The organism is Pseudomonas sp. TWR1-1-3 (genome assembly GCF_049896805.1).
GTDB classification, from domain to species: Bacteria; Pseudomonadota; Gammaproteobacteria; order Pseudomonadales; family Pseudomonadaceae; genus Aquipseudomonas; species Aquipseudomonas bubulae.
In genome coordinates, this window is the sequence record NZ_JAFCUZ010000004.1 from 500,566 (window position 1) to 527,271 (window position 26,706).

Here is a 26,706-nt window from a genome sequence, read left to right on the forward strand (position 1 = left end):
TTTCAGCCCCTTTTCGACGCTATGTGACGCTAGATACTTCAGAGCAGCACCACGTCGTATTGTTCCTGGGAGTACATGGTTTCGACCTGAAAACGAATCGTGCGACCGATAAACCCTTCCAGCTCCGCGACATTGCCTGACTCTTCGTCCAGCAAACGATCCACCACTTTCTGGTTGGCCAGCACACGATAGCCGGTCGCTTGATAAGCCCGGGCCTCTCGCAGGATCTCACGGAAGATTTCATAGCAGATGGTTTCGGGGGTTTTCAACTTTCCCCGGCCCTGGCAGCACACGCACGGCTCACACAACACTTGCTCCAGGCTCTCGCGCGTACGTTTGCGGGTCATCTGCACCAGACCCAACTCGGTAATGCCGATGATGTTGGTCTTGGCGTGATCACGCTCCAGCTGTTTTTCCAGGGTGCGTATCACCTGGCGCTGGTGCTCTTCATCTTCCATGTCGATAAAGTCGATGATGATGATCCCGCCCAGGTTGCGCAGGCGCAGTTGCCGGGCAATCGCGGTAGCCGCTTCGAGGTTGGTCTTGAAGATGGTTTCCTCAAGGTTGCGATGCCCCACAAACGCGCCGGTGTTGACGTCGATGGTGGTCATGGCCTCAGCCGGGTCGACCACCAGATAACCGCCGGACTTGAGCGGTACCTTGCGGTCCAGGGCCTTCTGGATTTCGTCTTCAACGCCGTACAAATCGAAAATCGGCCGTTCGCCCGGGTAGTGCTCAAGGCGGTCGGCGATTTCCGGCATCAGTTCGGCAACAAATTGCGTGGTCCTCTGAAAGGTTTCCCGCGAATCGATGCGAATTTTCTCGATCTTGGGGCTGACCAGATCACGCAATGTACGCAGCGCCAGGCCCAGGTCTTCGTAGATCACCGTCGGCGCGCCCACCGTCTTGATCTGGGCACCGATCTGGTCCCACAAACGACGCAGGTAGCGAATATCCATCAGGATCTCATCCGCCCCGGCACCTTCGGCCGCCGTACGCAGGATAAACCCGCCGGCTTCCTTGATGCCTTCCTGGGCCACGCAATCACTGACCACCTGTTTAAGGCGTTCGCGCTCGGCTTCGTCTTCGATCTTCAGCGAAATGCCGACATGGGCGGTGCGCGGCATATACACCAGGTAGCGCGAGGGTATCGACAGTTGAGTCGTCAGGCGCGCACCTTTTGAACCTATCGGGTCTTTGGTGACTTGCACCACCAGGCTCTGGCCTTCATGCACCAGCGTACCGATGCTTTCAACGGCCTGGCCTTCACGCAGGGAAATTTCGGAGGCATGAATAAAAGCAGCACGATCCAGACCGATATCCACAAAGGCAGCCTGCATGCCGGGCAAAACCCTGACAATCTTGCCTTTGTAGATATTACCGACAATGCCCCGGCGCTGGGTACGTTCGACATGCACCTCTTGCAGAACACCGTTCTCTACCACTGCCACGCGCGATTCCATCGGCGTGATGTTGATCAGGATCTCTTCACTCATGGCTGGGTCTCGTTCAGGCGTCATCACAGTAGTGCCACGTCTCGTAGGTGCCGTATTCAGCGCACGGTAAGGTTTTGCCAACAGGGTATGCCGAAATGCCCGAGCAGTTCTGCGGTTTCGCACACAGGCAGGCCCACGACGGCGGAATAACTGCCATTCAGGCCCGCCACAAACACCGCAGCCAAGCCCTGAATGGCGTAGCCACCGGCTTTGTCCAGGGGTTCACCGCTGGCCCAATACAGGCTGGCTTCTTGTTTGCTGATGTTTCTAAAGCGTACCTGACTGCGTACCACTCGGGTTTCACAGCGCCCGGCGTCAATAATCGCGATCGCGGTCAACACCTCATGCTCCCGGCCAGACAGCGCCATGAGCATAGCCAAGGCGTCGGCCTCGTCGACCGGTTTACCGAGAATGTGTTCATCGAGCACCACGGCCGTGTCAGCCCCCAGTACGCAAAACGCAGCGTCCGGCATGGTCGTCAGCAGTTGTTGGCGCCCGGCCTGGGCCTTTTCGCGCGCCAGGCGCTCGACATAGGCCATAGGGGATTCATTCGGGAGGGGAGTTTCGTCAATGGCTGCGCTGACCGTTTCAAACGGCACGCCGATCTGAGTCAACAACTCGCGTCGGCGCGGTGAGCCAGAGGCCAGATAAAGCGAGGTCATCAAGACATCTCCCTGTCGAGGTGCACAAACCAGGAAATGGCTCGTATCCGGTTAATTGATTTTGAAGCGTCTGCACAGCCCGCGCAGCCCGTAACTGACCCAGGGCCACAGCAGGGCACTGACCACACCCGGCAACACCAGCGCCAGCGTTGGCTGGCGATTGCCGGTCAACGCACTGAGCCACAGTTGCGCAAGCTGCGCCAGGCCGAACACAACCAGAAGCACCAGGCATTGCTGCCACATCGGGAACACCCGCAAGCGCTGCTGAAGGGACAGCACCAGAAAGGTAATCAGGGTCAGGGTCAGGGCGTTCTGCCCCAGCAACGTGCCATACAGCACATCCTCCGCCAACCCCAGGCAAAACGCGGTGACCATGCCCACTTTGTGCGGCATGTACAAGGCCCAGAAAGCCAGTAGCAATGCCAGCCAGAGCGGGCGCAGGATTTCCATGAACTGGGGCATGGGTGAAATACTGAGCAACAGGCCAATGGCAAATGTCAGCCAGATGATCCAGCCGTTACGCGAACGGGTACTCGCCATTTATTGCCTCTCCCGGGTAGTGGCCGGCACGGCGGCTGGCGGCTTGGCGGCAGGGGTTGCAGCGGGCGCAGGTTTTTTCACGGTCTTGGGCTCGGCAACAGCCGCCGGAGCTGGAGCCACAGCCGCCGGGATAACGGCCGCTGCAGGCGCAACCGGCTTGGGCACCGTCGCCGGAATGATCGGCGGCGGTTCACCGTTTTGTTCAGCCTGCTGAGCCTTGGCCGCATCGTTGGCCCGCTCTTCAGGGGTACGGCTGTCACTGAACACCAGCAGCAGGTAACGGCTGCGATTCAGGGCTGCCGTCGGCACGGCCCGCACAATGGCAAAGGGCTGACCCGAATCGTGAATCACCTCCTTTACCGTTGCCACCGGGTAACCGGCCGGGAAGCGCTGCCCCAGGCCCGAGCTGACCAACAGGTCACCCACCTTGATATCCGCCGTGTCGGCAACATGACGCAGTTCAAGGCTCTCGGGGTTGCCCGTACCGCTGGCAATCGCCCGCAACCCGTTACGGTTGACCTGTACTGGAATGCTATGGGTGGTATCGGTCAGCAACAGGACACGCGAGGTGTAAGGCATCAACTCAACCACCTGCCCCATCAGACCGCGGGCATCGAGTACCGGCTGGCCCAGCACAACGCCGTCACGTTCACCCTTGTTGATGATGATGCGATGAGTGAAGGGGTTGGGGTCCATGCCGATCAGCTCGGCCACTTCGACCTTTTCGTTGACCAGCGCCGAAGAGTTGAGCAACTCGCGCAGGCGAACGTTCTGCTCGGTCAAGGCCGCCAGCTTTTGCATGCGCCCCTGAAGCAGAAGGTTTTCGGTTTTGAGTTTCTCGTTTTCAGCCACCAGCTCAGTGCGGCTGCCGAACTGACTGGCCACGCCCTGCCACAAACGCTGCGGCAGATCGGTGATCCAGTAGGACTGCATCAGTACCAGAGACATCTGGCTGCGCACAGGCTTGAGTAACGTAAAGCGAGCGTCCACTACCATTAGCGCGACCGATAGCACGACCAGCACCAGAAAGCGCACGCCCAATGAGGGGCCTTTGGAAAAGAGCGGTTTAATAAGCCGCTCCTCCCGGGCAGGTGTTCAATTTATTCATACGGCTTCAAGCGGCCTGGATGAAGATTGACAGAAGATAAACGCCAAAAGGCAGCACTGCAAAGTGCTACCTTCTGATGATAACGAAAGGGCTGCACCACGCGATCTTATTCGCTGGAGAGCAGGTCCATCGTGTGTTTATCCATCATTTCCAGCGCACGGCCACCGCCACGCGCAACACAGGTCAACGGGTCTTCGGCAACAATCACCGGCAGACCGGTTTCCTGAGCCAGCAACTTGTCGAGGTCACGCAGCAAGGCGCCACCACCGGTCAGTACCAGGCCACGCTCGGCGATGTCCGAAGCCAGCTCTGGCGGAGACTGTTCCAGCGCGCTTTTCACGGCCTGAACGATGGTTGCCAGCGACTCTTGCAGAGCCTCGAGCACTTCATTGGAGTTCAGGGTGAAGGCACGTGGTACGCCCTCTGCCAGGTTACGGCCGCGTACGTCGACTTCACGTACTTCACCACCCGGGTAGGCAGTGCCGATTTCCTGCTTGATGCGCTCGGCAGTCGATTCACCGATCAGGCTGCCGTAGTTACGGCGCACATAGGTGATGATTGCTTCGTCGAAACGGTCGCCACCTACCCGTACGGATTCGGCGTAAACCACACCGTTCAGGGAGATCAGCGCGATTTCAGTGGTACCGCCACCGATATCGACAACCATCGAGCCACGAGCTTCTTCAACCGGCAGGCCTGCACCGATGGCCGCAGCCATTGGTTCTTCGATCAGGAACACTTCACGGGCACCGGCACCGAGTGCCGATTCACGAATGGCGCGACGCTCTACCTGAGTCGATTTGCAAGGCACGCAAATCAAGACTCGCGGGCTAGGTTGCAGGAAACTGTTTTCATGCACCTTGTTGATGAAGTACTGCAGCATTTTTTCGCAAACGCTGAAATCGGCGATAACGCCGTCCTTCATCGGACGAATGGCAGCAATGTTGCCCGGTGTACGGCCAAGCATGCGCTTGGCCTCGGTGCCGACAGCAACGACACTTTTCTGGTTACCGTGTGTCCGAATAGCCACAACTGATGGCTCATTCAGGACAATACCGCGCTCGCGCACGTAAATAAGGGTGTTGGCAGTGCCCAGGTCGATGGAAAGATCGCTGGAAAACATGCCACGCAGTTTCTTGAACATGGGAAAGGGACCCTAGGCAACGCGTGGGTAAAAAAGTGCGGCAAACTCTAACAACGACAGGGATTTTGGGCAAGGCGCCAATATGTTAAATTGGGCGCTTTTCTGAGCACCAACACCCACAATCGCGGCCATATGACCGTAGAAATGCGGTAGTGTTCCGACAATCTAACACACGGATAGCATCCGTCCTGTTTTCCACTGGAGAATCCCATGGCGCTAGACCGCTCCGACGTGGAAAAAATCGCACATTTGGCCCGTCTTGGCCTCAATGATGCCGATATTCCACGCACCACCGAAGCCCTTAACAGCATTTTGGGGCTGATTGATCAGATGCAGGCCGTCGACACGACCGGTATCGAGCCTCTGGCCCACCCACTGGAAGCCAGCCAGCGCCTGCGTGCAGACGTCGTGACTGAGAGCAATCATCGCGAGGCGTATCAGTCCATCGCACCGGCGGTCGAAAACGGCCTCTATCTGGTTCCGAAAGTCATCGAGTAAAGGGAAAGCGCCTGCATGCATCAATTGACTCTGGCCGAGATCGCCCGCGGACTCGCCGATAAAAAGTTTTCTTCCGAAGAGCTGACCAAGACCCTGCTGGCGCGTATCGCCCAGCTCGATCCTCAGCTCAACAGTTTTATCACCCTCACCGAAGACCTTGCCCTGGAGCAGGCCAAGGCCGCTGACGCACGTCGCGCCAACGGTGAAAGCGGTGCCCTGCTGGGCGCCCCGATCGCTCACAAGGACCTGTTCTGCACCCTGGGCGTACGCACCAGCTGCGCCTCGAAGATGCTCGACAACTTCAAGGCACCGTACGACGCCACAGTGGTAGCCAAGCTGGCCGCTGCCGGCGCCGTAAGCCTGGGCAAGACCAACATGGACGAGTTCGCCATGGGTTCGGCCAACGAATCGAGCTACTACGGCGCGGTCAAAAACCCGTGGAACCTTGACCACGTACCCGGCGGTTCGTCGGGTGGTTCGGCCGCCGCCGTTGCCGCCCGCCTGTTGCCTGCCGCTACGGGGACCGACACTGGCGGATCTATCCGACAGCCGGCAGCCCTGACCAACCTCACAGGCCTGAAACCGACGTACGGTCGCGTTTCGCGCTGGGGCATGATCGCCTACGCCTCCAGCCTCGACCAGGCCGGCCCGCTGGCTCGCACGGCCGAAGACTGCGCCATCCTGCTGCAAGGCATGGCCGGTTTCGACCCGCAAGACTCCACCAGCATTGACGAGCCCGTACCGGACTTCAGCGCCAACCTCAATGGTTCGCTGAAAGGCCTGCGTATCGGCGTGCCTAAAGAGTTCTTCAGCGAAGGCCTCGACACGCGTATCGCCGAGCTGATCCACAACAGCATCAAGGAACTGGAAAAACTCGGCGCCGTGATCAAGCCGATCAGCCTGCCGAACATGCAGCACGCGATTCCTGCGTACTACGTCATCGCACCTGCCGAGGCTTCGTCCAACCTGTCGCGTTTTGACGGTGTGCGCTTCGGCCATCGCTGCGAAAACCCCAAAGACCTCACTGACCTGTACAAGCGCTCGCGCGCCGAGGGCTTTGGCCCGGAAGTACAGCGCCGGATCCTGGTGGGCGCCTACGCCCTGTCGGCGGGCTACTACGACGCTTACTACCTGCAGGCGCAAAAAATCCGTCGCCTGATCAAAAACGACTTCATGGCGGCATTCAACGAAGTCGACATCATCCTCGGCCCGACCACGCCTAACCCGGCCTGGAAAATCGGCGCTAAAAACAGCGACCCGGTTTCCGCCTACCTGGAAGACGTCTACACCATCACCGCCAACCTCGCGGGCCTGCCGGGCCTGTCGATGCCAGCCGGTTTTGTCGATGGCTTGCCAGTGGGCGTGCAGTTGCTTGCACCTTATTTCCAGGAAGGTCGCCTGCTCAACGTCGCCCACCAGTATCAGTTGAACACTGACTGGCACACGCGCTCACCTGCCGGCTTCTGAGGAGAAACATATGCAATGGGAAGTTGTGATCGGGCTGGAAATTCACTCCCAGCTCGCCACCCAATCGAAGATTTTCTCCGGTAGTGCCACCACCTTTGGTGCAGAACCGAACACCCAGGCCAGCCTGGTAGACCTGGGCATGCCCGGCGTATTGCCGGTACTGAACCAGGAGGCCGTGCGCATGGCCGTCATGTTCGGCGTGGCAGTAGATGCCGAGATCGGTCAGCACAACGTGTTTGCCCGCAAGAACTATTTCTACCCCGACCTGCCCAAGGGCTACCAGATCAGCCAGATGGAGTTGCCGATCGTCGGCAAGGGTCACCTGGACATCACTCTGGAAGACGGCACCGTCAAGCGGGTCGGCATTACCCGCGCGCACCTTGAAGAAGACGCCGGCAAAAGCCTGCACGAAGACTTCAGCGGCTCCACCGGCATCGACCTGAACCGCGCGGGCACACCGCTGCTGGAAATCGTTTCCGAACCGGACATGCGCAGCGCCAAAGAGGCCGTGGCCTACGTCAAAGCCATGCACGCCCTGGTACGTTACCTGGGTATCTGCGACGGCAACATGGCCGAAGGCTCGCTGCGTTGCGACTGCAACGTATCGGTGCGCCCGGTGGGTCAGGCCGAGTTCGGCACCCGCTGCGAGATCAAGAACGTCAACTCGTTCCGTTTTATCGAGAAGGCGATCAACAGCGAAATCCAGCGCCAGATCGAGCTGATCGAAGACGGCGGCAAGGTTATCCAGCAAACCCGCCTGTATGACCCGAACAAGGACGAAACCCGCGCCATGCGCAGCAAGGAGGAAGCCAACGACTACCGTTACTTCCCCGATCCCGACCTGCTGCCGGTGGTGATCGAAGATGCGTTTATCGAACAGGTTCGCGCCACCCTGCCAGAACTGCCACCGCAAAAGCGCGAGCGCTTCCAGTCGCAGTTCGGCCTGTCGGCCTACGACGCCAGCGTTTTGGCTTCGAGCCGCGAACAAGCTGACTACTTCGAAAAAGTCGTGAGCATCAGCGGCGACGCCAAGCTGGCGGCCAACTGGGTCATGGTTGAGCTGGGCAGCCTGCTTAACAAGCAAGGCCTGGACATCGACCAGTCACCGGTAAGCGCCGAACAGCTGGGCGGCATGCTGCAGCGCATCAAGGACAACACCATCTCCGGCAAGATTGCCAAAGTGGTGCTTGAAGCAATGGCCAATGGCGAGGGCAGCGCTGACGAGGTCATCGAAAAGCGCGGTCTCAAGCAAGTCACCGACAGCGGCGCCATTGAAAAGGTGCTGGACGAAATGCTGGCGGCCAACGCAGAGCAGGTCGAGCAATACCGTGCGGCAGACGAAGCCAAGCGCGGCAAGATGTTCGGTTTCTTTGTCGGCCAGGCGATGAAAGCGTCCAAAGGCAAAGCTAACCCGCAACAGGTCAACGAGCTGCTGAAAAGCAAACTCGAAGGCTAAGCCACTCAACTGTGGGAGCGGGCTTGCCCGCTCCCACAGATTTTTGTGGTTATTTCCCGCAACAGAAGGATTACCCCATGAAGCAGCTACTCGGCGCCTGCGCCCTGCTCAGCTTGCTCGCCGGCTGTGCCAGCCATGACATAGACCCCCGCGGCTATGACAAAACCGGCATTGCCTCCTATTACGGCGCTCGCCACCACGGCAAGCGAACCGCCAGCGGTGAACCTTTCGACCAAAATGCCCTTACCGCTGCCCATCCCGCCCTGCCTTTCGGGACGCGGGTACTGGTCACCAACTTGAGCAACGACAAATCCGTCGTGGTACGCATCAATGACCGCGGCCCGCATACGCGCAGCCGCTTGATCGATCTTTCACGCCAGGCCGCCAGGCAGTTGGATATGCTGCGCAGTGGCACGGCTAAAGTCCGGGTCCAGGGCTTGAGCGACTAAGCGAGGGGGTCACTATTTTCGGCTTGAACGCATTATCTGCGTGGAGCGTGCTGCAACTGTTCGGCGGCCTGGTGCTGTTGATTGCAGGTGCGCAGCTGTTGGTGCGCTGCGCAGAGCACATTGCGAGCAAATTGAAGGTACGGCCACTTCTGGTCGGCTTGACCGTGGTAGCAATGGGCAGCAGCGCACCCCAGATGACGGTCAGCCTGCAGGCCGCGCTCAATGACACCGCGGACATTGCCGTGGGCAGTGTCATTGGCAGCAATATTTTTAACATCCTCGTCACCCTCGGGCTTTCGGCGCTGATTATTCCACTGCGGGTGTCGCGACAGCTGGTGCGCCTGGACATCCCGTTGATGATTCTCGCCAGCATCATGGTGTTTGCACTGGCCCTGAACCATCAACTCGACCGCCTGGACGGCGCACTTTTGCTGGTCGGCTTGCTGGTGTACCTGTTCTTGCTGCTGCACCAATCCCGCCACAGCGGTCACCACCACCCCGGCCGCGACACCCCTCACGCTTCATGGCTACGCACACTCACGCAGATGGGCTGCGCCTTGCTCCTCCTCGGCTTTGCCGGCCACCTGCTGCTGGGCGCTGCCGTCGAGGTGGCGTCAGAGCTGGGCCTGTCCGAACGCATCATCGGCCTGACCATCATCGCCGTGAGTACCTCACTGCCCGAGCTGGCCACTTCCCTGATTGCTGCATTTCGCGGCCAGCGTGAAATTGCGGTGGGCAACGTCATTGGCAGCAACGTGTTTAACCTGCTGGGCGTATTGGGGCTCACCGCCCTGCTGGCGCCCGCGCCACTGTCGGTGTCGCCCAATGCACTGGCCTTCGACCTGCCGGTAATGCTGGGCGTCGCAGCACTGTGCCTGCCGGTGTTCTATAGCGGCTATCGGGTGACACGGGTGGAAGGCTTGCTGTTTCTCGGTTTGTATCTGGCGTATGGCCTGCACGTAGTGTCATTCACCACCGGCATGCCGCTGGCAGGCAAGCTCGAGCATCTGATGCTGTTTTACATTCTGCCGGCTTTGTTGCTGTTTCTGCTGTTCAGCACTTTGCGTGCATGGCGCCGACAACATTGAGGCGTGGTGATTACCACTTAATGCAGGAACAAAACCTACAACAAAGACAGGTACATCCTGCTGAAGTATTTAGATAGCTCCCGTAAACATGGAGGATGCCGCGCGATACATGCGCCTCTGGTATTTACGGGCCTGCCATGAACTCACTTCGCTCCCTCGTTTTACTCGCCCTCACCCTGCTGACAAGCGGTTGCAGTTACGCATCGGATGCCGCGATGGCCTGCTTCATCAACAACGGTCAAGATTTCAGTAAAGTATTGGGCTGCTACAAACAGGCTCAAGCTGATCAGGCGCTGACGCATAAGTTCATCGGCTCAACATTGTTTCCCGGGGTGGAAAGACGTCGCTTCGAGCTTCAGTCCCAGCGCTGGACAGGGCATGACTTCGCTCGCCCGACCGACTGGGTTCACACTGTCGATATCTATATTCCGCAAGCTGCATTGAATAGCCAGGCACTATTGATCGCCAATAACGGGATCAATATCCCTGCAACCGACAAACCCCTGCAACCTTCAACAGACTTTACCGAAGAAATGGCACTCGGCATTGCCCGGCAAACGCAAACCATTGTGGTCTCTGTCAGCAATATCCCGAATCAGTACCTGACCTATGCCGATGATGACCTGGCGCGTCGCGAAGATGACAGCGTGGCCCATAGCTGGTCTCTGTTTCTAAAAAGCCCTGAGACCCGGCCATTTCTTTCGCTGCACATTCCCATGATGCTCACACTGGTCAAAGCCATGGACCTTGCCCAACAGGAGCTCAACCCATGGCAAATAGATCGTTTTATTGCCAGCGGCGCGTCCAAACGGGGGTGGGCGGTATGGATGACGGCGCTGACAGACTCGCGGGTGAGCGCAATAGCCCCCTTTGTTATCGATATTCTCAACACCAAAGCGGTTCTGAAACACACCTATGGTGCTTATGGTAAAAGCTGGCCGATTGCTTTCAATGCCTATCACCACGAAGGCATTACGCAACAGTTAGAAACGGCTGATTTCGACAAACTGATGCAGATAGAAGACCCTCTGCTCTATGCCAAATCATCAACCGACAGGATGACAATCCCCAAGTACATCGTGAATGCCAGCAGCGATGACTTTTTTCTCCCGGACAACGCACGGTTTTATTTTGACGCGTTGCCTGGAACAAAAATGCTCCGTGTCGCACCCAACGCAAGCCATTACGGGATCAAGGCATTTATCGAGAGTTCGTTGATTGCTTTTACCAACCGACTGCAACAGAAACGTCCATTACCGACCCTAACAACCATCGAAAAAACCGAATCGGCAAGTTCAAAAATGCAACTTGGGTTTTCTGAACGCCCCACCAAACTGGTTCAATGGCGCGCGTTCAATCTCAATGATCGTGATTTCCGACTGGCCTGCGGTATCAGGTACGAAGCCACCCCGATTGTCATGACCGAAAACAACACGCTTACCGTTGAGTTGAACTCACCCGAAGAGGGCTGGAGCGCCAACTACATAGAGGCCACGATGGCCGACGGCCTGGTCATCAGTACGCCTGTACTGGTTTTGCCGCACACCTATCCGACCTGGACACCCAAACAAATCGGGCCTGCATGCAGAAACCTGAACGATCCAGCCTGAGATTAAATCCAGCCGCCCCACTGCAACACAAAAATCCCGATATTGGTGGTGATCGCCGCCATCAAAGTGGTGATCACGATAATCGCTGCTGCCAGCTCGTGATTACCATTGGCTGCCCGCGCCATGACATAACTGGCAGCCGCCGTAGGGCTGGCGAAGTACAGGAACAAAATCCCCAGTTCCGGCCCGCGAAAACCGCAGATCCAGGCGCCGAGGGTTGCCAGCAGCGGCATGCTGACCATTTTCACCAGGCTGGCGCTCAGCGCCATGTCGCCACTTTTGCGCAGGCTCGCCAATGACAGCGTGCCACCGATGCAAATCAGCGCCAGCGGCAAGGTCATCGCCGCCAGATACTCACCCGATGCCTGCAACCAGCCAGGCAAGCTGATCTTGAACAGCGCAAAGGGCACTGCAGCCAGAACACTGATGATCAGCGGGTTCTTGACCACACTTTTGCAGATACTCCACGGATCTGACTTGATGACCGGGCTGTAAACCGCCAATACGATGGTCGACAGGGTGTTGTAGAGCAGGATCACCAGGCCGGCGAGCACTGCCCCCAGTGAAATCCCGTAGTCGCCGTACATGCTGGCCGCCAGAGCCAGGCCGATAACCCCGTTATTACCGCGAAAAGCACCCTGGGTGTAGATGCCACGGTCTTCCCGCGGGCAGCGCCAGATTGACCAGCCCCACGCCAGGGCAAAGCTGAGCAGGGTCGCCGCGACAAAATACGCCAGCACCTTGGGCTGCAAGGCAGCCCTGAGGTCGGCGTGCAAAATACCCAAAAACAACAACGCCGGCATGGTGACGTTAAACACCAATGCCGACGCCGTATGGATAAAGTTGTCATTGATCCAGCCCACGCGCTTGAGCACCACGCCTAAAAACAGCATGGCAAACACGGGAGCCGTAATGGAGAGCGTCTGAAGGAATATAGCCAGCATGTCGGCGCTCTCGTGAAGACAGGACAGGTTGAAGCCTTCCAGGGGTCAGCTTCAACGACCTTTATTACATACCTTTGACGGCATAAATGCCGGCAGCATTACGCCAGTAGCCTTTGTAGTCCATACCATAGCCAAACACGTAACGGTCAATGCAAGGCAAGCCCGTGTAGTCGGCCTTCAGGTCAGGACGCGCCTTGCGGTCATGTTTCTTGTCGATCAATACCGCGGTATGCACCTGACGGGCACCGGCGTGTTTGCAGAAATCAACGATCGCGCTCAGGGTGTGACCTTCATCGAGGATGTCATCGATGATCAGTACATGACGGTCTATAAACGAGACTTCAGGCTTGGCTTTCCAGAACAGGTCACCACCCGTGGTTTCATTGCGATAGCGTGTCGCATGCAAATACGACGCTTCAAGCGGAAATTGCAGATGGGTAAGCAGCTTGCCGGAAAAAATCAGGCCGCCGTTCATCACACAAAATACCACTGGATTGGTCTCGGCCATTTCAGCCGTGATTTGCGCGCCAACGCGGGCAATGGCTGCCTCGACTTCAGCTTCGGTGTACAGGCAGTCAGCCTCTCGCATGATTTGACGGATATGCTCGAGATCAGCAGACATGACGCTCTCCAGGGGGTGTTGTGCAAGAAAAGCGGGCAAAGGTACGCATCCGCTTGGCTCAGATCAAGCATTTATGGACTAACGTGCAGTAATGTCTGTAGGACATCACCCCGGATTAGATTAATCTAGGCCGGTTTTTTTGCCTGCCCCCGGAGTTTTTCCCTATGCCTATCCGTGAGATACGCCATCCGCTAATCCGTCACAAACTCGGCCTGATGCGTCGTGCTGACATTAGCACGAAGAATTTCCGCGAGCTCGCTCAGGAAGTCGGCGCGTTGCTGACCTATGAAGCCACCAGTGACCTGACCCTCGAAACCTACGATATCGACGGCTGGTGTGGCACTGTTCAAGTTGAAAAAATCGCCGGTAAGAAAATTACCGTCGTCCCGATCCTGCGTGCAGGTATCGGCATGCTTGAAGGCGTCCTTAGCCTGATCCCGGGCGCCAAGGTCAGTGCTGTCGGCATTGCCCGCAATGAAGAAACCCTCCAGGCCCACACTTACCTGGAAAAACTGGTACCGGAAATCAACGAGCGTCTGGCGATGATTATCGACCCGATGCTGGCCACCGGTTCCTCGATGGTTGCCACCATTGATCTGCTGAAAAAAGCAGGCTGCAAGGAAATCCGCGCCATGGTGCTGGTTGCTGCGCCTGAAGGGATTGCAGCTGTTGAAGCCGCTCACCCGGACGTGACCATCTACACCGCCTCCATTGATGAGCGTTTGAACGAGCACGGCTACATCATTCCGGGCTTGGGTGATGCCGGCGACAAGATCTTCGGCACCAAGCAAAAGGACATTTAACATGCAGGACGAGTTCAACGACCCGCTCTGGCGCCAGATCATATCTGGCGCGCAGATGCTCTTCGTGGCCTTTGGCGCGTTGGTGTTGATGCCTTTGATTACAGGCCTGGACCCTAACGTTGCGCTGTTCACGGCGGGTCTCGGGACTCTGCTGTTCCAGATCGTGACCCGGCGCCAGGTGCCGGTCTTTCTGGCTTCGAGTTTCGCTTTCATTACTCCGATCATTCTCGCCAAGGGTCAGTTCGGCCTGGCCGCGACCATGGGCGGCGTGATGGCAGCCGGTTTCGTGTACACCTTTCTCGGTTTCGCGGTAAAGCTCAAGGGCACCGGTTTTATTGACCGCCTGCTGCCACCCGTGGTGATTGGCCCGGTGATTATCTCGATCGGCCTCGCGATGGCACCCATTGCCGCACACATGGCCATGGGTCGCGCTGAAGATGGCACCGAGCTGATTCACTATCAGACGGCCATGCTGATCTCGATGCCAGCACTGCTGACCACCTTGATCGTGGCCGTATTCGGCAAAGGGATTTTCCGTCTGGTGCCGATCATTGCCGGCGTGCTGGTAGGTTTTGGCATGGCGTTCTACTTCGGTGTTGTCGACACCGCCAAGATCGCCGCCGCCCCCTGGTTTGCGCTACCGCACTTCACCGCGCCCGAGTTCAACTGGCAGGCGATTCTGTTTATCGTCCCCGTGGCACTTGCCCCGGCCATTGAACATATCGGCGGTGTCATTGCCGTAGGCAGCGTAACCGGTCGCGACTACCTGAAAAAACCGGGCCTGCACCGCACACTGTTCGGTGACGGCATTGCCACCACTGCAGCCGGCTTGCTGGGTGGCCCACCCAACACCACGTACGCCGAAGTGACAGGCGCGGTGATGCTGACCAAGAACTACAACCCGAAAATCATGACCTGGGCGGCGATCTTCGCCATCAGCCTGGCATTTATCGGCAAGTTCGGCGCACTGCTGCAAAGCATTCCAGTGCCGGTGATGGGCGGGATTCTGTGCCTGCTGTTCGGTTCGATTGCGGCGGTGGGCATGAACACCCTGATCCGCCATCAAGTCGACCTGAGCGAAGCACGCAACCTGGTAATCGTCTCGGTGACCCTGGTATTCGGGATTGGCGGCGTACTGATCGGTACGGGGATGGGGCCTGAGGACTTCGGTCTCAAAGGCATCGCGCTGTGCGCCATTGTGGCGATTGCGCTGAACCTGATCCTGCCGGGCAATGACAGCTGGAAGCACAAGAAAAAAGGTGACGGGCCCGTCATCTGACCTGTAATCCTTGTGGGAGCGGGCTTGCTCGCGATGGCATCACCTCTATCCAACAGATAGACCGCGTTGACTGCATCGCGAGCAAGCCCGCTCCCACAGGGGTTTCCTACAGGGCCAGCGGCGCCCTCTCACACAACGTGTTCAACGCCTGCGCCCACTGCGGGTGGTCATTGAGACACGGCACCAGCACCAACTCCTCGCCCCCCGCCTCGATAAACTGCTCGCGTCCGCGATCGCCAATCTCTTCCAGGGTTTCAATGCAATCGGCCACAAACGCCGGGCACATCACCAGAATTTTCTTCACCCCTTGCTTGGCCAACGCATCCAGACGCGCCTCAGTGTAGGGTTCAATCCACTTGGCCCGGCCCAGACGGGACTGGAACGCCACCGACCACTTCCCTTCAGGCAAGCCCATGCGCTCGGCAAAGGCCTGTGCGGTGCGCAGACACTGCGCCCGATAACAGGTGGCAAGTACCGCAGGCGATGCATTCTTGCAGCAGTCATCATTTTTGAAGCAGTGATTGCCGGTCGGATCGAGCTTGTGTAAATGCCGCTCGGGCAAGCCGTGAAAGCTCAGCAGCAAGTGATCGTAATCCTGCTCCAGATGCGGTTGGGCACTTGCCACGAGAGCATCGAGGTATTCGGGCTGATCATAGAACGGTTGCAGGATGGAGAACTGGACAGGCAGCTTTTTGGCCTTTACCACCCGCTTGGCCTCTTCAATCACCGTGGTCACGGTGCTGTCGGCGAACTGCGGGTAAAGCGGCGCCAGAGTGACCTTTTTGATGCCCTGCGCAGCAATACGGGTCAACACGGTTTCAATCGATGGCTCGCCGTAACGCATTGCCAGCTCGACCGGGCCCTGGCTCCACTCTTTGGTCATGGCCTGTTGCAAACGGCGGCTCAGTTCCACCAGCGGCGAACCTTCCTTCCACCAGATCGAGGCATAGGCATGGGCCGATTGCTCGGGCCGCTTGATCAGAATCAGCGACACCAGCAAGCGTCGCACCGGCCACGGCAGATCGATGACGTACGGGTCCATTAAAAACTGATTCAAGTAGCTGCGTACATCCGCTACCGAAGTAGACGCCGGCGAACCCAGGTTAACCAGCAACAGCGCGTGATCGGTCATGCAACTTCCTATTTCAGGGGCGGGCGGCGACATCTTCGAGCGCCGCACGCAAATCGGTGAACTGAAAAGTAAAACCCGCTGCCAGCAGTTTTGCCGGTTGAGCCCGCTGACCACCCAGCAACAAACCGGCCATCTCGCCGAGCAGCACACGTAACACAAAGGCAGGCATGGGCATAAAGGCCGGGCGGTGCAACACGCGACCCAGCACCTGAGCAAATTCGCCATTGCGCACCGGATGCGGCGCGCAGGCATTATAAGGACCGCTTGCGGCATTCTCATGCACAAGAAAATCAATCAGGGCGATTTGGTCATTGATATGAATCCACGGCATCCATTGCCGACCATTGCCTATCGGCCCGCCCAGCGCCAGCTTGAACGGCAACAACAGGCGCGACAAAAAGCCGCCTTCGGCCGCCAGCACCAGCCCCGTGCGCACCAGGACCACGCGCACCCCCAGAACCTGTGCCCGCTGAGCAGTCTCTTCCCAGGCAATACACAAGTGGCTGGCGAAATCCTCACTCACCGTCGGCGACTCTTCTGTCAGCTCGCGCTCACCACCGTCGCCATACCAGCCCACCGCCGAACCCGATACCAGCACTGAAGGCTTTTGCGCACGACTTTGCAACCAACCCACAAGGGTCTCGGTCAAGGTGATGCGGCTGCTCCACAACAAAGCCTTGCGCTTGCGGGTCCAGGGCCGATCGGCAATCGGCGCGCCGGCCAGGTTGATCACCGCATCAATCGGCTCCTCACCAAGCTCTTCAAGCAGGGCAATCCCTTTGACCTGGGCACCGCATAATTGAGCCACCTGTTCGGGGCGACGGCTCCACACACTGAGGCGATGGCCTTGCGCCAGCCAGTGACGACAGAGCTGACGCCCTATCAAGCCTGTACCGCCGGTCAGCAAAATGTGCATGAGTTGATCCTCACAAGGAGTTTTATCGGGAGCACTGGTCTATTTTTATATAAAGACCTTTTATCGGTCGTTGAGCTGATTTAAGAATAGGCCACATGGATCTGGAACAAACACTAAAACCTATACTAAAAAACATAATTGTACAGGTATTGCCGACGGCGTAGTCTGTGCAAACAGAGATCGGGGGCCACAATGACTGTACCCATCGCAATTATCGGTGCCGGCATAGCCGGGCTGTCAGCCGCAAATGCCCTGCACAAGGCGGGGCACGCAATTCAACTGTTCGATAAAAGCCGGGGCAGCGGTGGACGCATGTCGAGCAAGCGCAGTGATGTCGGAGTACTGGACCTGGGGGCTCAGTATTTCACCGCACGCGACCGCCGTTTTGTCGATGAAGTCCAGCAATGGCAAGCCGAAGGCTGGGCCGCCGAGTGGGAGCCGCACCTGTACCACTATAAAAATGGCCTGTTAAGCCCCTCACCCGACGAGCAAACCCGCTGGGTGGGCACGCCGCGAATGAGCGCCATTACCCGAGGCCTGCTGGGCCATTTGCCCGTGAGTTTCTCCTGCCAGATCACCGACCTTATACGCGGCGAAAAACGCTGGCACTTGCTGGATGCCGAAGGTGAGGAACACGGCCCGTTCAGCCACGTCATCATCGCCACTCCGGCACCACAAGCCACGTCCCTGCTGGCCAGCGCACCCAAGCTCGCAAGCGCTGCTGCCGGTGTGAAAATGGAACCGGCCTGGGCCGTGGCACTGGCGTTCGAATCCCCCCTCGACACGCCCATGGAAGGCTGCTTCGTGCAAGGCAGCCCGCTGGACTGGCTGGCCCGTAACCGCAGCAAACCGGGGCGCGACAGCCAGCCTGACACCTGGGTCCTGCACGCCACCAGTGCCTGGAGCAAACAGAACCTCGACCTGCCCAAAGAGTCGGTGATCGAACATCTGCACGGCGCATTTGCCGAGTTGATGCACTTCCCTACTCCCGCACCGATTTTCAGCCTGGCCCACCGCTGGCTCTACGCCCGCCCTGCTGCGGCGCATGAATGGGGCGCGCTGGCCGACTCCGATCTGGGCCTGTATGCCTGTGGTGACTGGTGCTTGTCAGGTCGCGTGGAAGGCGCCTGGCTCAGCGGCCAGGAAGCTGCGCGACGGCTGATCGAGCATCTGGATTGAAGCCGCAACACGCGCCGCAGCAGCTGCCGCAGGAACGAGCAGCTGCTACGCGGGATTAACAACCCTCCAAATACCTGTACAAGAAATTTGACTTGTACAACATCTGGCATATGATGAACTCAAGTTGTACATCACCAAAAAGATGTACAAGTAATTCTTGGAGGTTCGTCACATGTCCAGCCCCGCATCTGCCCGGCACAAACCCAAAATAGCCGTCAGCGCCTGCTTGTTGGGGGCTGAAGTGCGGTTCAACGGCGGGCATAAAGAGTCACGCCTGTGCAGCCAGGCCCTGACCCAACACTTCGAATTTGTCCCGCTTTGCCCCGAGGTCGCCATCGGTCTGGGTATTCCGCGCCAGCCGGTGCGATTGGTGGGCAACCCCTTACAACCCCAGGCTGTCGGCACGGTCGACAGCACGCTGGACGTGACCCGGCCCCTGCACGACTACGGCGTGGAAATGGCCGCGGCGCACACCGATATCTGCGGCTACATCTTCATGCAGAAGTCACCGTCCTGTGGCCTGGAGCGGGTCAAGGTGTATCAGGACAGCGGACGCCCTGCCGAACTGAGCGGGCGCGGCATCTACGCCCGGGCATTCTGTGACGCTCAACCCGATTTACCCGTGGAAGAAGACGGCCGTTTGAACGACCCGGTGCTGCGGGAAAACTTCATGACCCGGGTGTACGCCTACAGCGCCTGGCAGGCACTGCTCAAACAGGGCGTTACCCGCCGCTCACTGACCGAGTTTCATGCCCGCTACAAATATCTGCTGATGGCCCATCATCCGGTGCAGTACAAAACCCTCGGCAACCTGCTCGGCAGCCTTGGCAAGCAAGACCCTATGGGCATCGCACCGCAGTACTTCAGCGAACTGATGAAAGCCCTGAAAAAATGTGCCACCCGCCGCACCCACACCAATGTGCTGCAACATATCAGTGGCTACCTCAAGCAAGCCATCAGCGCCGAAGACAAGCAGGAAGTCCAGCAACTGATTGGCCAGTACCTGCACGGCATCGTGCCACTGGTGGTCCCGCTGACCCTGCTCAAGCATCACTTTCGCCTGCACCCCCACCCGTACATCTCGCGCCAGGTTTACCTGCAGCCGCATCCGGAAGACCTCAGCCTGCGTAATGCCATCTGACCATGAATGATGACCTGATCATGTCCAACACCCCTGGTACGGACTACAGCCAGGCACTGGCCGAAGGCTGGTTGCCCATCCGCGAAGTATCGCGCATCACCGGAGTGAATGCCGTGACCCTGCGTGCCTGGGAACGCCGCTACGGCTTGATCGTGCCGCACCGCACGGCCAAGGGCCATCGCCTGTTCTCGACCGAGCATATCCAGCGCATCCAGCAGATTTTGTTGTGGCTCAACCGTGGCGTGTCGGTCAGCCAGATCAAGCCGCTACTCAACGCGCCGCCTACTCTCGCCCCGGCACCTGACAGCGACTGGCAGGCGTGGCGGCAAACCATGATTGAAGCCATCAGTGAGCTGGCCGAACGCCGCCTCGACGACTGCTTTAACCAGGCAATGTCGCTCTACCCTGCCCGCCCGCTCTGCGAACAACTGCTGCTGCCTCTTTTGAGCGAGCTGGAACAACGCTGGCAAGGGCAGTTCGGTGCGCAATTGGAGCGGGTGTTTTTCCACTCCTGGCTGCGCAGCAAGCTGGGGGCACGGATTTATCACAACAACCGTTCGCTCAAGGGCGCGCCGGTACTGCTGATCAATCATTCCGACCTGCCCTTCGAGCCGCAACTGTGGCTGACCGCCTTGCTGGTCAGCAGCAGCCACTGCCCGATCGAAGTCTTCGACGCACCTGTGCCCGGCGGCGAACTGGGCCTGGCTGTCGAGCATTTGAAGCCCCGCGCCGTGGTGCTGTACTCCAGCAAAACCCTCAATACCCATCAACTGCCCCGACTGCTGCAGGGTATCGACTGCCCGATCCTGATCGCCGGACCGACGGTATGCATCCACTTCGACCAGTTGTCCGTAAGTACAACCGAGATCGCAGGATTGTATCTGGCCCACAACCCGGTAGAGGCCCATCAACGCCTCAGCCAACTCGGCCTTTATCGCTAGGAAATGATATGCAACTGATCTGGCTGCGCACCGACTTGCGCCACGACGACAACACCGCCCTGAGCGCCGCTGCCAAACGCGGCCCCACCCTGGCCGTATACCTGATCAGCCCCGAGCAATGGCTGGCCCATGACGATGCGCCAAGCAAGGTAGACTTCTGGCTGCGCAATCTGCGCACGCTGAGCAACAGCCTGCAACAGCTCAATATTCCTTTGCTTATTCGTACTGCGCCCAGCTGGGACCAGGCGCCTGCGGTGCTCCTTGAGCTTTGCCAGCAGCACGGAGTTGAGGCGGTACACACCAACCAGGAATATGGCATCCATGAAACCCGCCGCGACCAGGCAGTTGCCCGGGCCCTTGAAGCCCAGGGCATCGAGTTTCACGGTTACCTCGACCAACTGTTGTTCCAGCCGGGCAGCATCCTCACGCAGTCGGGCTCGTACTTTCAGGTCTTCAGCCAGTTTCGCCGCATCTGCTACAACCGCCTGCACATGGCCTTGCCCAAGCTGGTTGCCAGGCCTGAAAAACAATCACCGCTGAATATCCAGAGCGACGTCATACCCAAGTCTGTCAGCGGTTTCGCCGTACCCAGCGATTCGCTGCGCGCATTGTGGCCAGCAGGCGAGGATCAGGCTCGCCAACGCCTGGCACAGTTTGCCGATGAGCAGATCCACTACTATCAGGACGAACGCGACCTGCCCGCCAAACCCGGTACCAGCCAGCTGTCGGCCTACCTCGCGGCAGGCGTGATCTCACCCCGCCAATGCCTGCACGCCGCATTGCAAAGCAACAACGGCGAGTTTGAAAGCGGCAGCCCGGGGGTCTTTACCTGGATCACCGAGCTGCTGTGGCGCGAGTTCTACAAACATATCCTGGTGGGCTACCCAAGGGTCTCACGTCACCGCGCCTTTCGTCCGGAAACCGAATACCTGCCCTGGCGCCACGCGCCGGATGAACTGGCCGCCTGGAAACAGGGCCGCACTGGCTTCCCGATTATCGACGCGGCCATCAGGCAACTGCTGGAAACCGGCTGGATGCACAACCGCCTGCGCATGGTAGTGGCTATGTTCCTGACCAAAAATCTGCTGATCGACTGGCGCGAGGGCGAGCGCTTTTTTATGCAGCATCTGATCGACGGTGATCTGGCCGCCAACAATGGCGGCTGGCAGTGGAGTTCATCCACGGGAACCGACTCGGTGCCGTATTTCCGTATTTTCAACCCGATCACCCAGTCCGAACGCTTCGACCCCGAGGGTAAATTTATCAAGCACTGGCTGCCCGAACTGGCCGAGCTGAACAAAAAACAGGTGCACAACCCCGCGTCGGTGGGTGGGCTGTTTGGCGTGGCCAATTACCCGGCGCCCATCGTCAACTTGAGCCAAAGCCGCGACCGCGCCTTGAGCGCCTTCAAAAATCTGCCCTCCCGGCAAATGCTGGAGGCCAGCCATGGCTGATCGGCGGCGGATCTGGCTCACGGGCGCGAGCAGCGGCATTGGTGCGCAAATGGCCGAAGAGTTGCTCAGTAGTGGCGCCCGGCTGGCATTGACAGCCCGCACGCTGGCGCCTTTGAAAGCCTTGTCCGACCGTTACCCCGGACAGGTCTTGCTGGTGCCCGGCGACCTGACCGACAGCCTGCAGGTACGCGAAATTGGCAAGCGCATCATCCAGGCCTGGGGCGCGCTGGACACCGTAATCCTCAATGCAGGCACCTGTGAGTATGTTGATGCCCGCCACTTCGACGCCGCACTGGTCGAGCGCGTGGTGCGCACCAACCTGCTGGCCAACAGCTATTGCCTGGAAAGCGCACTGCCACTGCTGCGCGCAGGCTCGCGCCCGCATCTGGTGGGAGTGGTCAGCTCGGTCACCTTATGGCCATTGCCACGGGCCGGGGCCTACGGTGCGTCAAAAGCCGGCCTGCGCTACTTGCTCGAATCGTTGCGCATCGATCTGGCCCAGGAGCAGATCGATGTCACTTTGGTCAGCCCCGGCTTTGTCGATACCCCGCTCACTGAACACAATGACTTCCCGATGCCCATGCGCTGGCCTGCACACAAGGCGGCACGGCATATTTGCCAGCGCCTGGAAAAACGCCCGCTGGAGATCGCCTTCCCGACGCTGTTCATTGCCTCCTTGCGGCTGCTGGCAAACCTGCCAAAGCGCCTGCAAGTGGCGTTAGGCAAGCGTCTGGCACGTACATCCGACGGTAATCCATCATGAAAATAGCGATCATTGGCAGCGGGATTTCAGGGCTGACCTGCGGCTACCTGCTGCATAAAGAACATGATGTCAGCGTGTTCGAGGCCAGCGACTGGATCGGCGGGCACACCCATACCGTCAATGTGAGCGTCAAAGGCCAAACCTATGCCGTGGACACCGGCTTTATTGTGTTCAACGATTGGACTTACCCTAATTTCATCAAATTGATGGAGCAATTGGGTGTTGGCTCCAAAGCCACTGAAATGAGTTTTTCAGTCCACGACACCGACAGCAACCTCGAATACAACGGCAATACCCTCAACAGCCTGTTCGCCCAGCGCAGCAACCTGTTGTCGCCCAGGTTCTGGGGCATGTTGCGCGATATTTTGCGTTTCAATCGCGAGGCCATTCGCGACCTGGACGAACAACGTATTGCCAGCAACACCCGGTTGGGCGACTACTTGCGACTGCGGGGTTATGGCTCGCGCTTTATCGAACACTATATCGTGCCGATGGGGGCTGCGATCTGGTCGATGTCACTGGTCGAGATGCAGGCCTTTCCATTGCAGTTCTTTGTGCGCTTTTTCAAGAATCACGGCCTGCTCAGCGTCAGCAATCGCCCGCAATGGCGTGTGATTGAAGGCGGTTCCAGTAGCTACCTAAAACCCTTGAGCGCAGGATTTGCCGACAGGATTCGCCGCAACTGCCCGGTTCTCCAGGTTGAACGCAATGCCGAAAGCGTTCTGGTGCACAGCGTTGGTGGTACTGAATCTTTCGACAAGGTGATCTTTGCCTGTCACAGCGACCAGGCCCTGAAGCTGCTGGCCAAGCCCTCGGTTGCCGAACAACAGATTCTGGGAGCCATGCCATACGCCGACAACGAGGTCGTGCTGCACACCGATACCCGATTACTACCCGACCGAAAGCTGGCTTGGGCTAGCTGGAATTATCGCCTGGGCGGTGCAGGGCAAAAACGTGCAGCCGTAACCTACGATATGAACATCCTGCAAGGGATTCAGAGCGAGACCACTTTTTGCGTCAGTCTCAACCAAACCGCAGCAATTGACCCGCTCAAAGTGCTGGCCAGCTACACCTATGCCCACCCGCAATACAGTCTGGACGCCGTCGCCGCGCAAGCGCGCTGGCAAGAACTGCTGGGCGCACAGCACAGCTACTTTTGTGGCGCTTATTGGGCCAACGGCTTCCATGAAGACGGCGTGGTCAGCGCCTTGCGCGTGGCCCAGGCCTTTGGTCAGCAATTATGAACAGCGCCCTGTACAGCGGCTGGATCGGCCATCGGCGCTTTGCTCCAAAGCCCCATGCCTTTCGCTATCAGATCGGCCTGTTGTATCTGGATCTGGATGAGCAAGACGCTGTACTGGGGCTTTCACCACTGGCAGGCAAAAGTCGCTTTGCGCCCTTCTCGTTTCGTGAAACCGATTACCTGAAAACCTTCACCGCAACCGGCATGCGCCTGATTGATGCGGTACGCCAGCAAGTTTCCAGCGCTTTGGGGTATACGCCGCAAGGCCAGATATGCGTGCTCACACAAGCCCGCAGTTGGGGGCTGTCCTTCAACCCGGTGAGCTTCTTCTATTGTTACGAAGCTGACGGCAAACTGGCCGCCCTCCTGTGTGAAGTCACCAATACGCCTTGGCGCGAACGTTATCACTATGTGCTTCCCGCCAATGGAGACGGTCTTTCCCACGTTGCCGTGGCCAAAGCCTTCCACGTATCACCTTTTCTGCCACGGGATCTGGAATACCACATGAGCTTCAGCCCGCCCCAGGCCCGGCTCGGGGTGCATATGGCCGACTGGCAAGGTGATCTGAAACTGTTTGATGCCACCCTCAACCTGCAACGCACTCCCCTGGACCGCCCGGGCCTGCACCGCTATCTGCGGCAGTTCCCGTGGATGACCGCCAAAACCTGCCTGGCCATTTACTGGCAAGCCTTGCGCCTGTTTCTTAAACGCACACCGATTTTTTCCCACCAGGCCGCCGACGGCGCCTTTCGCATTGCCGCCCTGCAACCCAAGGATCAACGCCATGAAGAGCCCTAGCCTGGTGAGCAAAACCTCACTGTCGACTACCCACAACCTGACCAGCGCACTACTGCGACGCGGGGTGCTGCGCCAGCTCAGTCAATTGAAAAGCGGGCATCTGGTGGTCACCGAAAACGGTGAACGCCTGATCTTCGGTGACAGCGGCGCGGGCCTGGTCGGCGAGGTGCAGATTCACGATACAAGCGTCTGGGGCATGATCGCCAGCAACGGCTCGATTGGCGCCGGCGAAGCCTTTATTCATGGCTACTGGAGTTCACCTGACCTGACCAAAGTGATCCGCGTACTGGTCAGCAACCTGGACGTGCTTGATGCCATGGAAGGTGGCCTGGCCCGCCTGGGTCGCCCGCTGATTCGCGGCTTGCACTGGATCAATCGCAACACCCGCAAGGGCTCGCAAAAAAACATTGCTGCGCATTACGACCTGGGTAATGACATGTTCGAGCAATTCCTCGACCCGACCATGATGTATTCCGCCGCGCAGTTCTTAACGGCTGACGACACCCTGGAGCAAGCCCAGCTTAACAAGCTGCAGCGCATCTGCCAGAAGCTCGACCTCAAGCCCGCAGACCATTTGCTGGAAATCGGTACCGGCTGGGGCAGCATGGCGTTGTATGCAGCGCAACATTACGGCTGCAAGGTGACGACGACTACATTGTCCAAAGAGCAATTCGACTACACCCAAGCCCGCATCGAGGCGCTAGGCTTACAAGAGCAAGTAACGTTACTGCTGGAGGATTACCGCGACCTGACCGGGCAATACGACAAGCTGGTGTCGATCGAGATGATCGAAGCAGTCGGCCATCACTTCTTGCCCAGTTACTTCAAGCAATGCGCCCGCTTGCTCAAGCCCCACGGCCTGATGCTGCTGCAAGCCATCACCATTCGCGAGCAGCGTTACGAGCAGGCAAAAAGTAGCGTGGACTTTATCCAGCGCTACATCTTTCCCGGTGGTGCACTGCCCAGCGTGCAAAAAATGCTCGAAATTGTCGGCAAGGACACCGATATGAATCTGATGCATATGGAGGATTTTGGCCTGCACTACGCCAAAACCCTGCGCCTGTGGCATGAGAACTTTCGCCGCGCCCACGGTCGCCTTACGGAGTTGGGTTACGACGAATATTTTCTGCGCCTGTGGGAGTTTTACCTGTGCTACTGCGAGGGCGGCTTTCTCGAGCGCAGCATCGGCACCGCACAATTGTTGCTGGCCAAGCCGGCGGCCATGCCCGAACCATTGCTTGGTCGCTTCAATGCCTAAAAACCTGGTAAATGCCGGGCTGTTCCAGCTCGGCTGGTTTGCCTGTGTACTGGGAGGCAACAGCCTGTGGTTGCTGCTGGCCGCGGGCGCCCTGCTGGTGCATCTGCTGTTTATCAGCCGCTCATTGGCAGAAGTGCGCCTGGTAGTGGTCGTGTGCGTGCTCGGCAGTACGGTGGACAGCCTGTTGCTCAATGCCGATGTTTTCGCCTTCAAGCAGCCCGGCATAGTGATTCCGTTCTGGCTGATGTTGCTTTGGGCCCTGCTGGCCATCACCTTGAACCACTGCCTGGCGTGGACTGCCAAGCCCTGGTGGCGTGCTGTTTTGCTGGGAGCCATCGGTGGACCGCTGTCGTATTACGCCGGGCAACGTCTGGGCGCGGTGCAATTCCCGCTGGGCCTTTGGCCGACGCTGGCCGGGTTGAGCCTGTTGTGGGCTGGGTTGTTTGCGGTCCTTGTAGCGATTGCCGACAGGCTACGTCCGGTTGCGCAGCAAGCGTAAATCCTGAGAGCGAGTTTCATCTGGCAAACCGCAATGGCTGACTTTACGACGGCTGCGGCAGCTGCAAGGTCTGAAGGAAATTTTAACTGTGGGAGCGAGCCTGCTCGCGAAAGTCGTTCGCGAGCAGGCTCGCTCCCACAGGGAGGGTTGACCGGCAACAGAGTATCTACGGGGGGTTATACATCTGCGTTCATCAGCACATTCACACCTGATGCC

General features: G+C 58.5%; 26 protein-coding genes. 17 read left to right on the forward strand and 9 right to left on the reverse strand.

The features are described 5' to 3' along the window. Positions 1–38: 38 nt before the first annotated feature. From rng to mreB, 5 genes are all read right to left on the reverse strand, one after another. Complete coding sequence (gene rng / locus ACP7BE_RS18025) at positions 39–1,496, reverse strand: ribonuclease G (RefSeq protein ID WP_095001127.1); 1,458 nt, start codon at positions 1,494–1,496, stop codon at positions 39–41. Positions 1,497–1,552: 56 nt separating this feature from the next. Next, positions 1,553–2,158, reverse strand: coding sequence for a Maf family protein (locus ACP7BE_RS18030; RefSeq protein ID WP_426106729.1), 606 nt, complete (start codon positions 2,156–2,158; stop codon positions 1,553–1,555). 51 nt (positions 2,159–2,209) lie between these two features. After that, positions 2,210–2,698: a rod shape-determining protein MreD gene (mreD, locus tag ACP7BE_RS18035; RefSeq protein WP_095001125.1), complete on the reverse strand. Its 489-nt coding sequence runs from the start codon at positions 2,696–2,698 to the stop codon at positions 2,210–2,212. Then, on the reverse strand, positions 2,699–3,769 hold the full coding sequence (gene mreC / locus ACP7BE_RS18040) for a rod shape-determining protein MreC (protein WP_095001124.1): 1,071 nt from the start codon (positions 3,767–3,769) through the stop codon (positions 2,699–2,701). Between the two features lie 143 nt (positions 3,770–3,912). Beyond that, entirely contained in the window at positions 3,913–4,950 is a 1,038-nt protein-coding gene (gene mreB, locus ACP7BE_RS18045) for a rod shape-determining protein MreB (RefSeq protein WP_002555108.1), read from the reverse strand. 210 nt (positions 4,951–5,160) lie between these two features. Between mreB and gatC the strand changes: the two genes are divergently transcribed. From gatC to ACP7BE_RS18075, 6 genes are all read left to right on the forward strand, one after another. Next, positions 5,161–5,448 (forward strand): Asp-tRNA(Asn)/Glu-tRNA(Gln) amidotransferase subunit GatC, encoded by a 288-nt coding sequence (gene gatC, locus ACP7BE_RS18050; RefSeq protein ID WP_016781778.1) that lies wholly within the window; start codon positions 5,161–5,163, stop codon positions 5,446–5,448. A 15-nt stretch (positions 5,449–5,463) separates the two neighbouring features. Then, positions 5,464–6,915 carry an Asp-tRNA(Asn)/Glu-tRNA(Gln) amidotransferase subunit GatA gene (gene gatA, locus ACP7BE_RS18055; RefSeq protein WP_095001123.1) on the forward strand — a complete coding sequence of 484 codons (1,452 nt, stop codon included), beginning with the start codon at positions 5,464–5,466 and terminating at the stop codon, positions 6,913–6,915. A 10-nt stretch (positions 6,916–6,925) separates the two neighbouring features. Beyond that, complete coding sequence (gatB, locus tag ACP7BE_RS18060; protein ID WP_095018246.1) at positions 6,926–8,371, forward strand: Asp-tRNA(Asn)/Glu-tRNA(Gln) amidotransferase subunit GatB; 1,446 nt, start codon at positions 6,926–6,928, stop codon at positions 8,369–8,371. Positions 8,372–8,448: 77 nt separating this feature from the next. After that, on the forward strand, positions 8,449–8,820 hold the full coding sequence (locus ACP7BE_RS18065) for a septal ring lytic transglycosylase RlpA family protein (RefSeq protein ID WP_095018247.1): 372 nt from the start codon (positions 8,449–8,451) through the stop codon (positions 8,818–8,820). A gap of 47 nt (positions 8,821–8,867) precedes the next feature. Then, positions 8,868–9,908 carry a calcium/sodium antiporter gene (locus tag ACP7BE_RS18070; protein WP_095001120.1) on the forward strand — a complete coding sequence of 347 codons (1,041 nt, stop codon included), beginning with the start codon at positions 8,868–8,870 and terminating at the stop codon, positions 9,906–9,908. A 137-nt stretch (positions 9,909–10,045) separates the two neighbouring features. Next, complete coding sequence (locus ACP7BE_RS18075; protein ID WP_150629125.1) at positions 10,046–11,518, forward strand: PhoPQ-activated pathogenicity-related family protein; 1,473 nt, start codon at positions 10,046–10,048, stop codon at positions 11,516–11,518. 2 nt (positions 11,519–11,520) lie between these two features. Here the strand turns inward: ACP7BE_RS18075 and ACP7BE_RS18080 are convergent, their stop codons facing one another. Both ACP7BE_RS18080 and ACP7BE_RS18085 read right to left on the reverse strand, forming a co-directional pair. Beyond that, positions 11,521–12,462: an AEC family transporter gene (locus ACP7BE_RS18080; protein ID WP_095023081.1), complete on the reverse strand. Its 942-nt coding sequence runs from the start codon at positions 12,460–12,462 to the stop codon at positions 11,521–11,523. A gap of 64 nt (positions 12,463–12,526) precedes the next feature. Then, positions 12,527–13,084, reverse strand: a complete 558-nt coding sequence (locus tag ACP7BE_RS18085; protein WP_426106733.1) for a hypoxanthine-guanine phosphoribosyltransferase — start codon at positions 13,082–13,084, stop codon at positions 12,527–12,529. A gap of 164 nt (positions 13,085–13,248) precedes the next feature. Between ACP7BE_RS18085 and upp the strand changes: the two genes are divergently transcribed. Continuing rightward, complete coding sequence (upp, locus tag ACP7BE_RS18090) at positions 13,249–13,887, forward strand: uracil phosphoribosyltransferase (protein WP_095001117.1); 639 nt, start codon at positions 13,249–13,251, stop codon at positions 13,885–13,887. Between the two features lies 1 nt (position 13,888). Further along, a complete protein-coding gene (locus tag ACP7BE_RS18095) occupies positions 13,889–15,166 on the forward strand; it encodes a uracil-xanthine permease family protein (protein WP_095001116.1) in 1,278 nt (425 codons plus the stop codon). Positions 15,167–15,272: 106 nt separating this feature from the next. On the opposite strand, the gene hemH is transcribed toward ACP7BE_RS18095, so the two are convergent. Together hemH and ACP7BE_RS18105 are read right to left on the reverse strand one after the other, a co-directional pair. Beyond that, complete coding sequence (gene hemH, locus ACP7BE_RS18100) at positions 15,273–16,298, reverse strand: ferrochelatase (RefSeq protein WP_095001115.1); 1,026 nt, start codon at positions 16,296–16,298, stop codon at positions 15,273–15,275. A 13-nt stretch (positions 16,299–16,311) separates the two neighbouring features. Next, complete coding sequence (locus ACP7BE_RS18105; RefSeq protein ID WP_095001114.1) at positions 16,312–17,214, reverse strand: TIGR01777 family oxidoreductase; 903 nt, start codon at positions 17,212–17,214, stop codon at positions 16,312–16,314. 192 nt (positions 17,215–17,406) lie between these two features. Between ACP7BE_RS18105 and ACP7BE_RS18110 the strand changes: the two genes are divergently transcribed. From ACP7BE_RS18110 to ACP7BE_RS18150, 9 genes are all read left to right on the forward strand, one after another. Further along, a complete protein-coding gene (locus tag ACP7BE_RS18110; RefSeq protein WP_095001113.1) occupies positions 17,407–18,393 on the forward strand; it encodes an NAD(P)/FAD-dependent oxidoreductase in 987 nt (328 codons plus the stop codon). A 172-nt stretch (positions 18,394–18,565) separates the two neighbouring features. Then, positions 18,566–19,534: a YbgA family protein gene (locus ACP7BE_RS18115; RefSeq protein ID WP_426106737.1), complete on the forward strand. Its 969-nt coding sequence runs from the start codon at positions 18,566–18,568 to the stop codon at positions 19,532–19,534. 2 nt (positions 19,535–19,536) lie between these two features. Next, positions 19,537–20,475, forward strand: a complete 939-nt coding sequence (locus tag ACP7BE_RS18120; RefSeq protein WP_323165835.1) for a MerR family transcriptional regulator — start codon at positions 19,537–19,539, stop codon at positions 20,473–20,475. Positions 20,476–20,483: 8 nt separating this feature from the next. Then, positions 20,484–21,929, forward strand: coding sequence for a deoxyribodipyrimidine photo-lyase (phrB, locus tag ACP7BE_RS18125; RefSeq protein WP_095018250.1), 1,446 nt, complete (start codon positions 20,484–20,486; stop codon positions 21,927–21,929). Next, the gene (locus ACP7BE_RS18130; protein WP_095001109.1) at positions 21,922–22,692 is read left to right on the forward strand and encodes an SDR family NAD(P)-dependent oxidoreductase; all 771 of its coding nucleotides are present in this window, start codon (positions 21,922–21,924) and stop codon (positions 22,690–22,692) included. The genes phrB and ACP7BE_RS18130 overlap by 8 nt, the downstream gene beginning before the upstream one ends. Continuing rightward, complete coding sequence (locus ACP7BE_RS18135) at positions 22,689–23,936, forward strand: NAD(P)/FAD-dependent oxidoreductase (protein WP_426106740.1); 1,248 nt, start codon at positions 22,689–22,691, stop codon at positions 23,934–23,936. Before ACP7BE_RS18130 ends, ACP7BE_RS18135 begins: the two co-directional genes overlap by 4 nt. Beyond that, on the forward strand, positions 23,933–24,733 hold the full coding sequence (locus tag ACP7BE_RS18140; RefSeq protein ID WP_426106742.1) for a DUF1365 domain-containing protein: 801 nt from the start codon (positions 23,933–23,935) through the stop codon (positions 24,731–24,733). The genes ACP7BE_RS18135 and ACP7BE_RS18140 overlap by 4 nt, the downstream gene beginning before the upstream one ends. Then, positions 24,720–25,991, forward strand: a complete 1,272-nt coding sequence (locus tag ACP7BE_RS18145; protein ID WP_150628590.1) for an SAM-dependent methyltransferase — start codon at positions 24,720–24,722, stop codon at positions 25,989–25,991. Before ACP7BE_RS18140 ends, ACP7BE_RS18145 begins: the two co-directional genes overlap by 14 nt. Next, entirely contained in the window at positions 25,984–26,490 is a 507-nt protein-coding gene (locus tag ACP7BE_RS18150; RefSeq protein ID WP_133144317.1) for a DUF2878 domain-containing protein, read from the forward strand. The genes ACP7BE_RS18145 and ACP7BE_RS18150 overlap by 8 nt, the downstream gene beginning before the upstream one ends. The last annotated feature ends 216 nt before the right edge of the window (positions 26,491–26,706 follow it).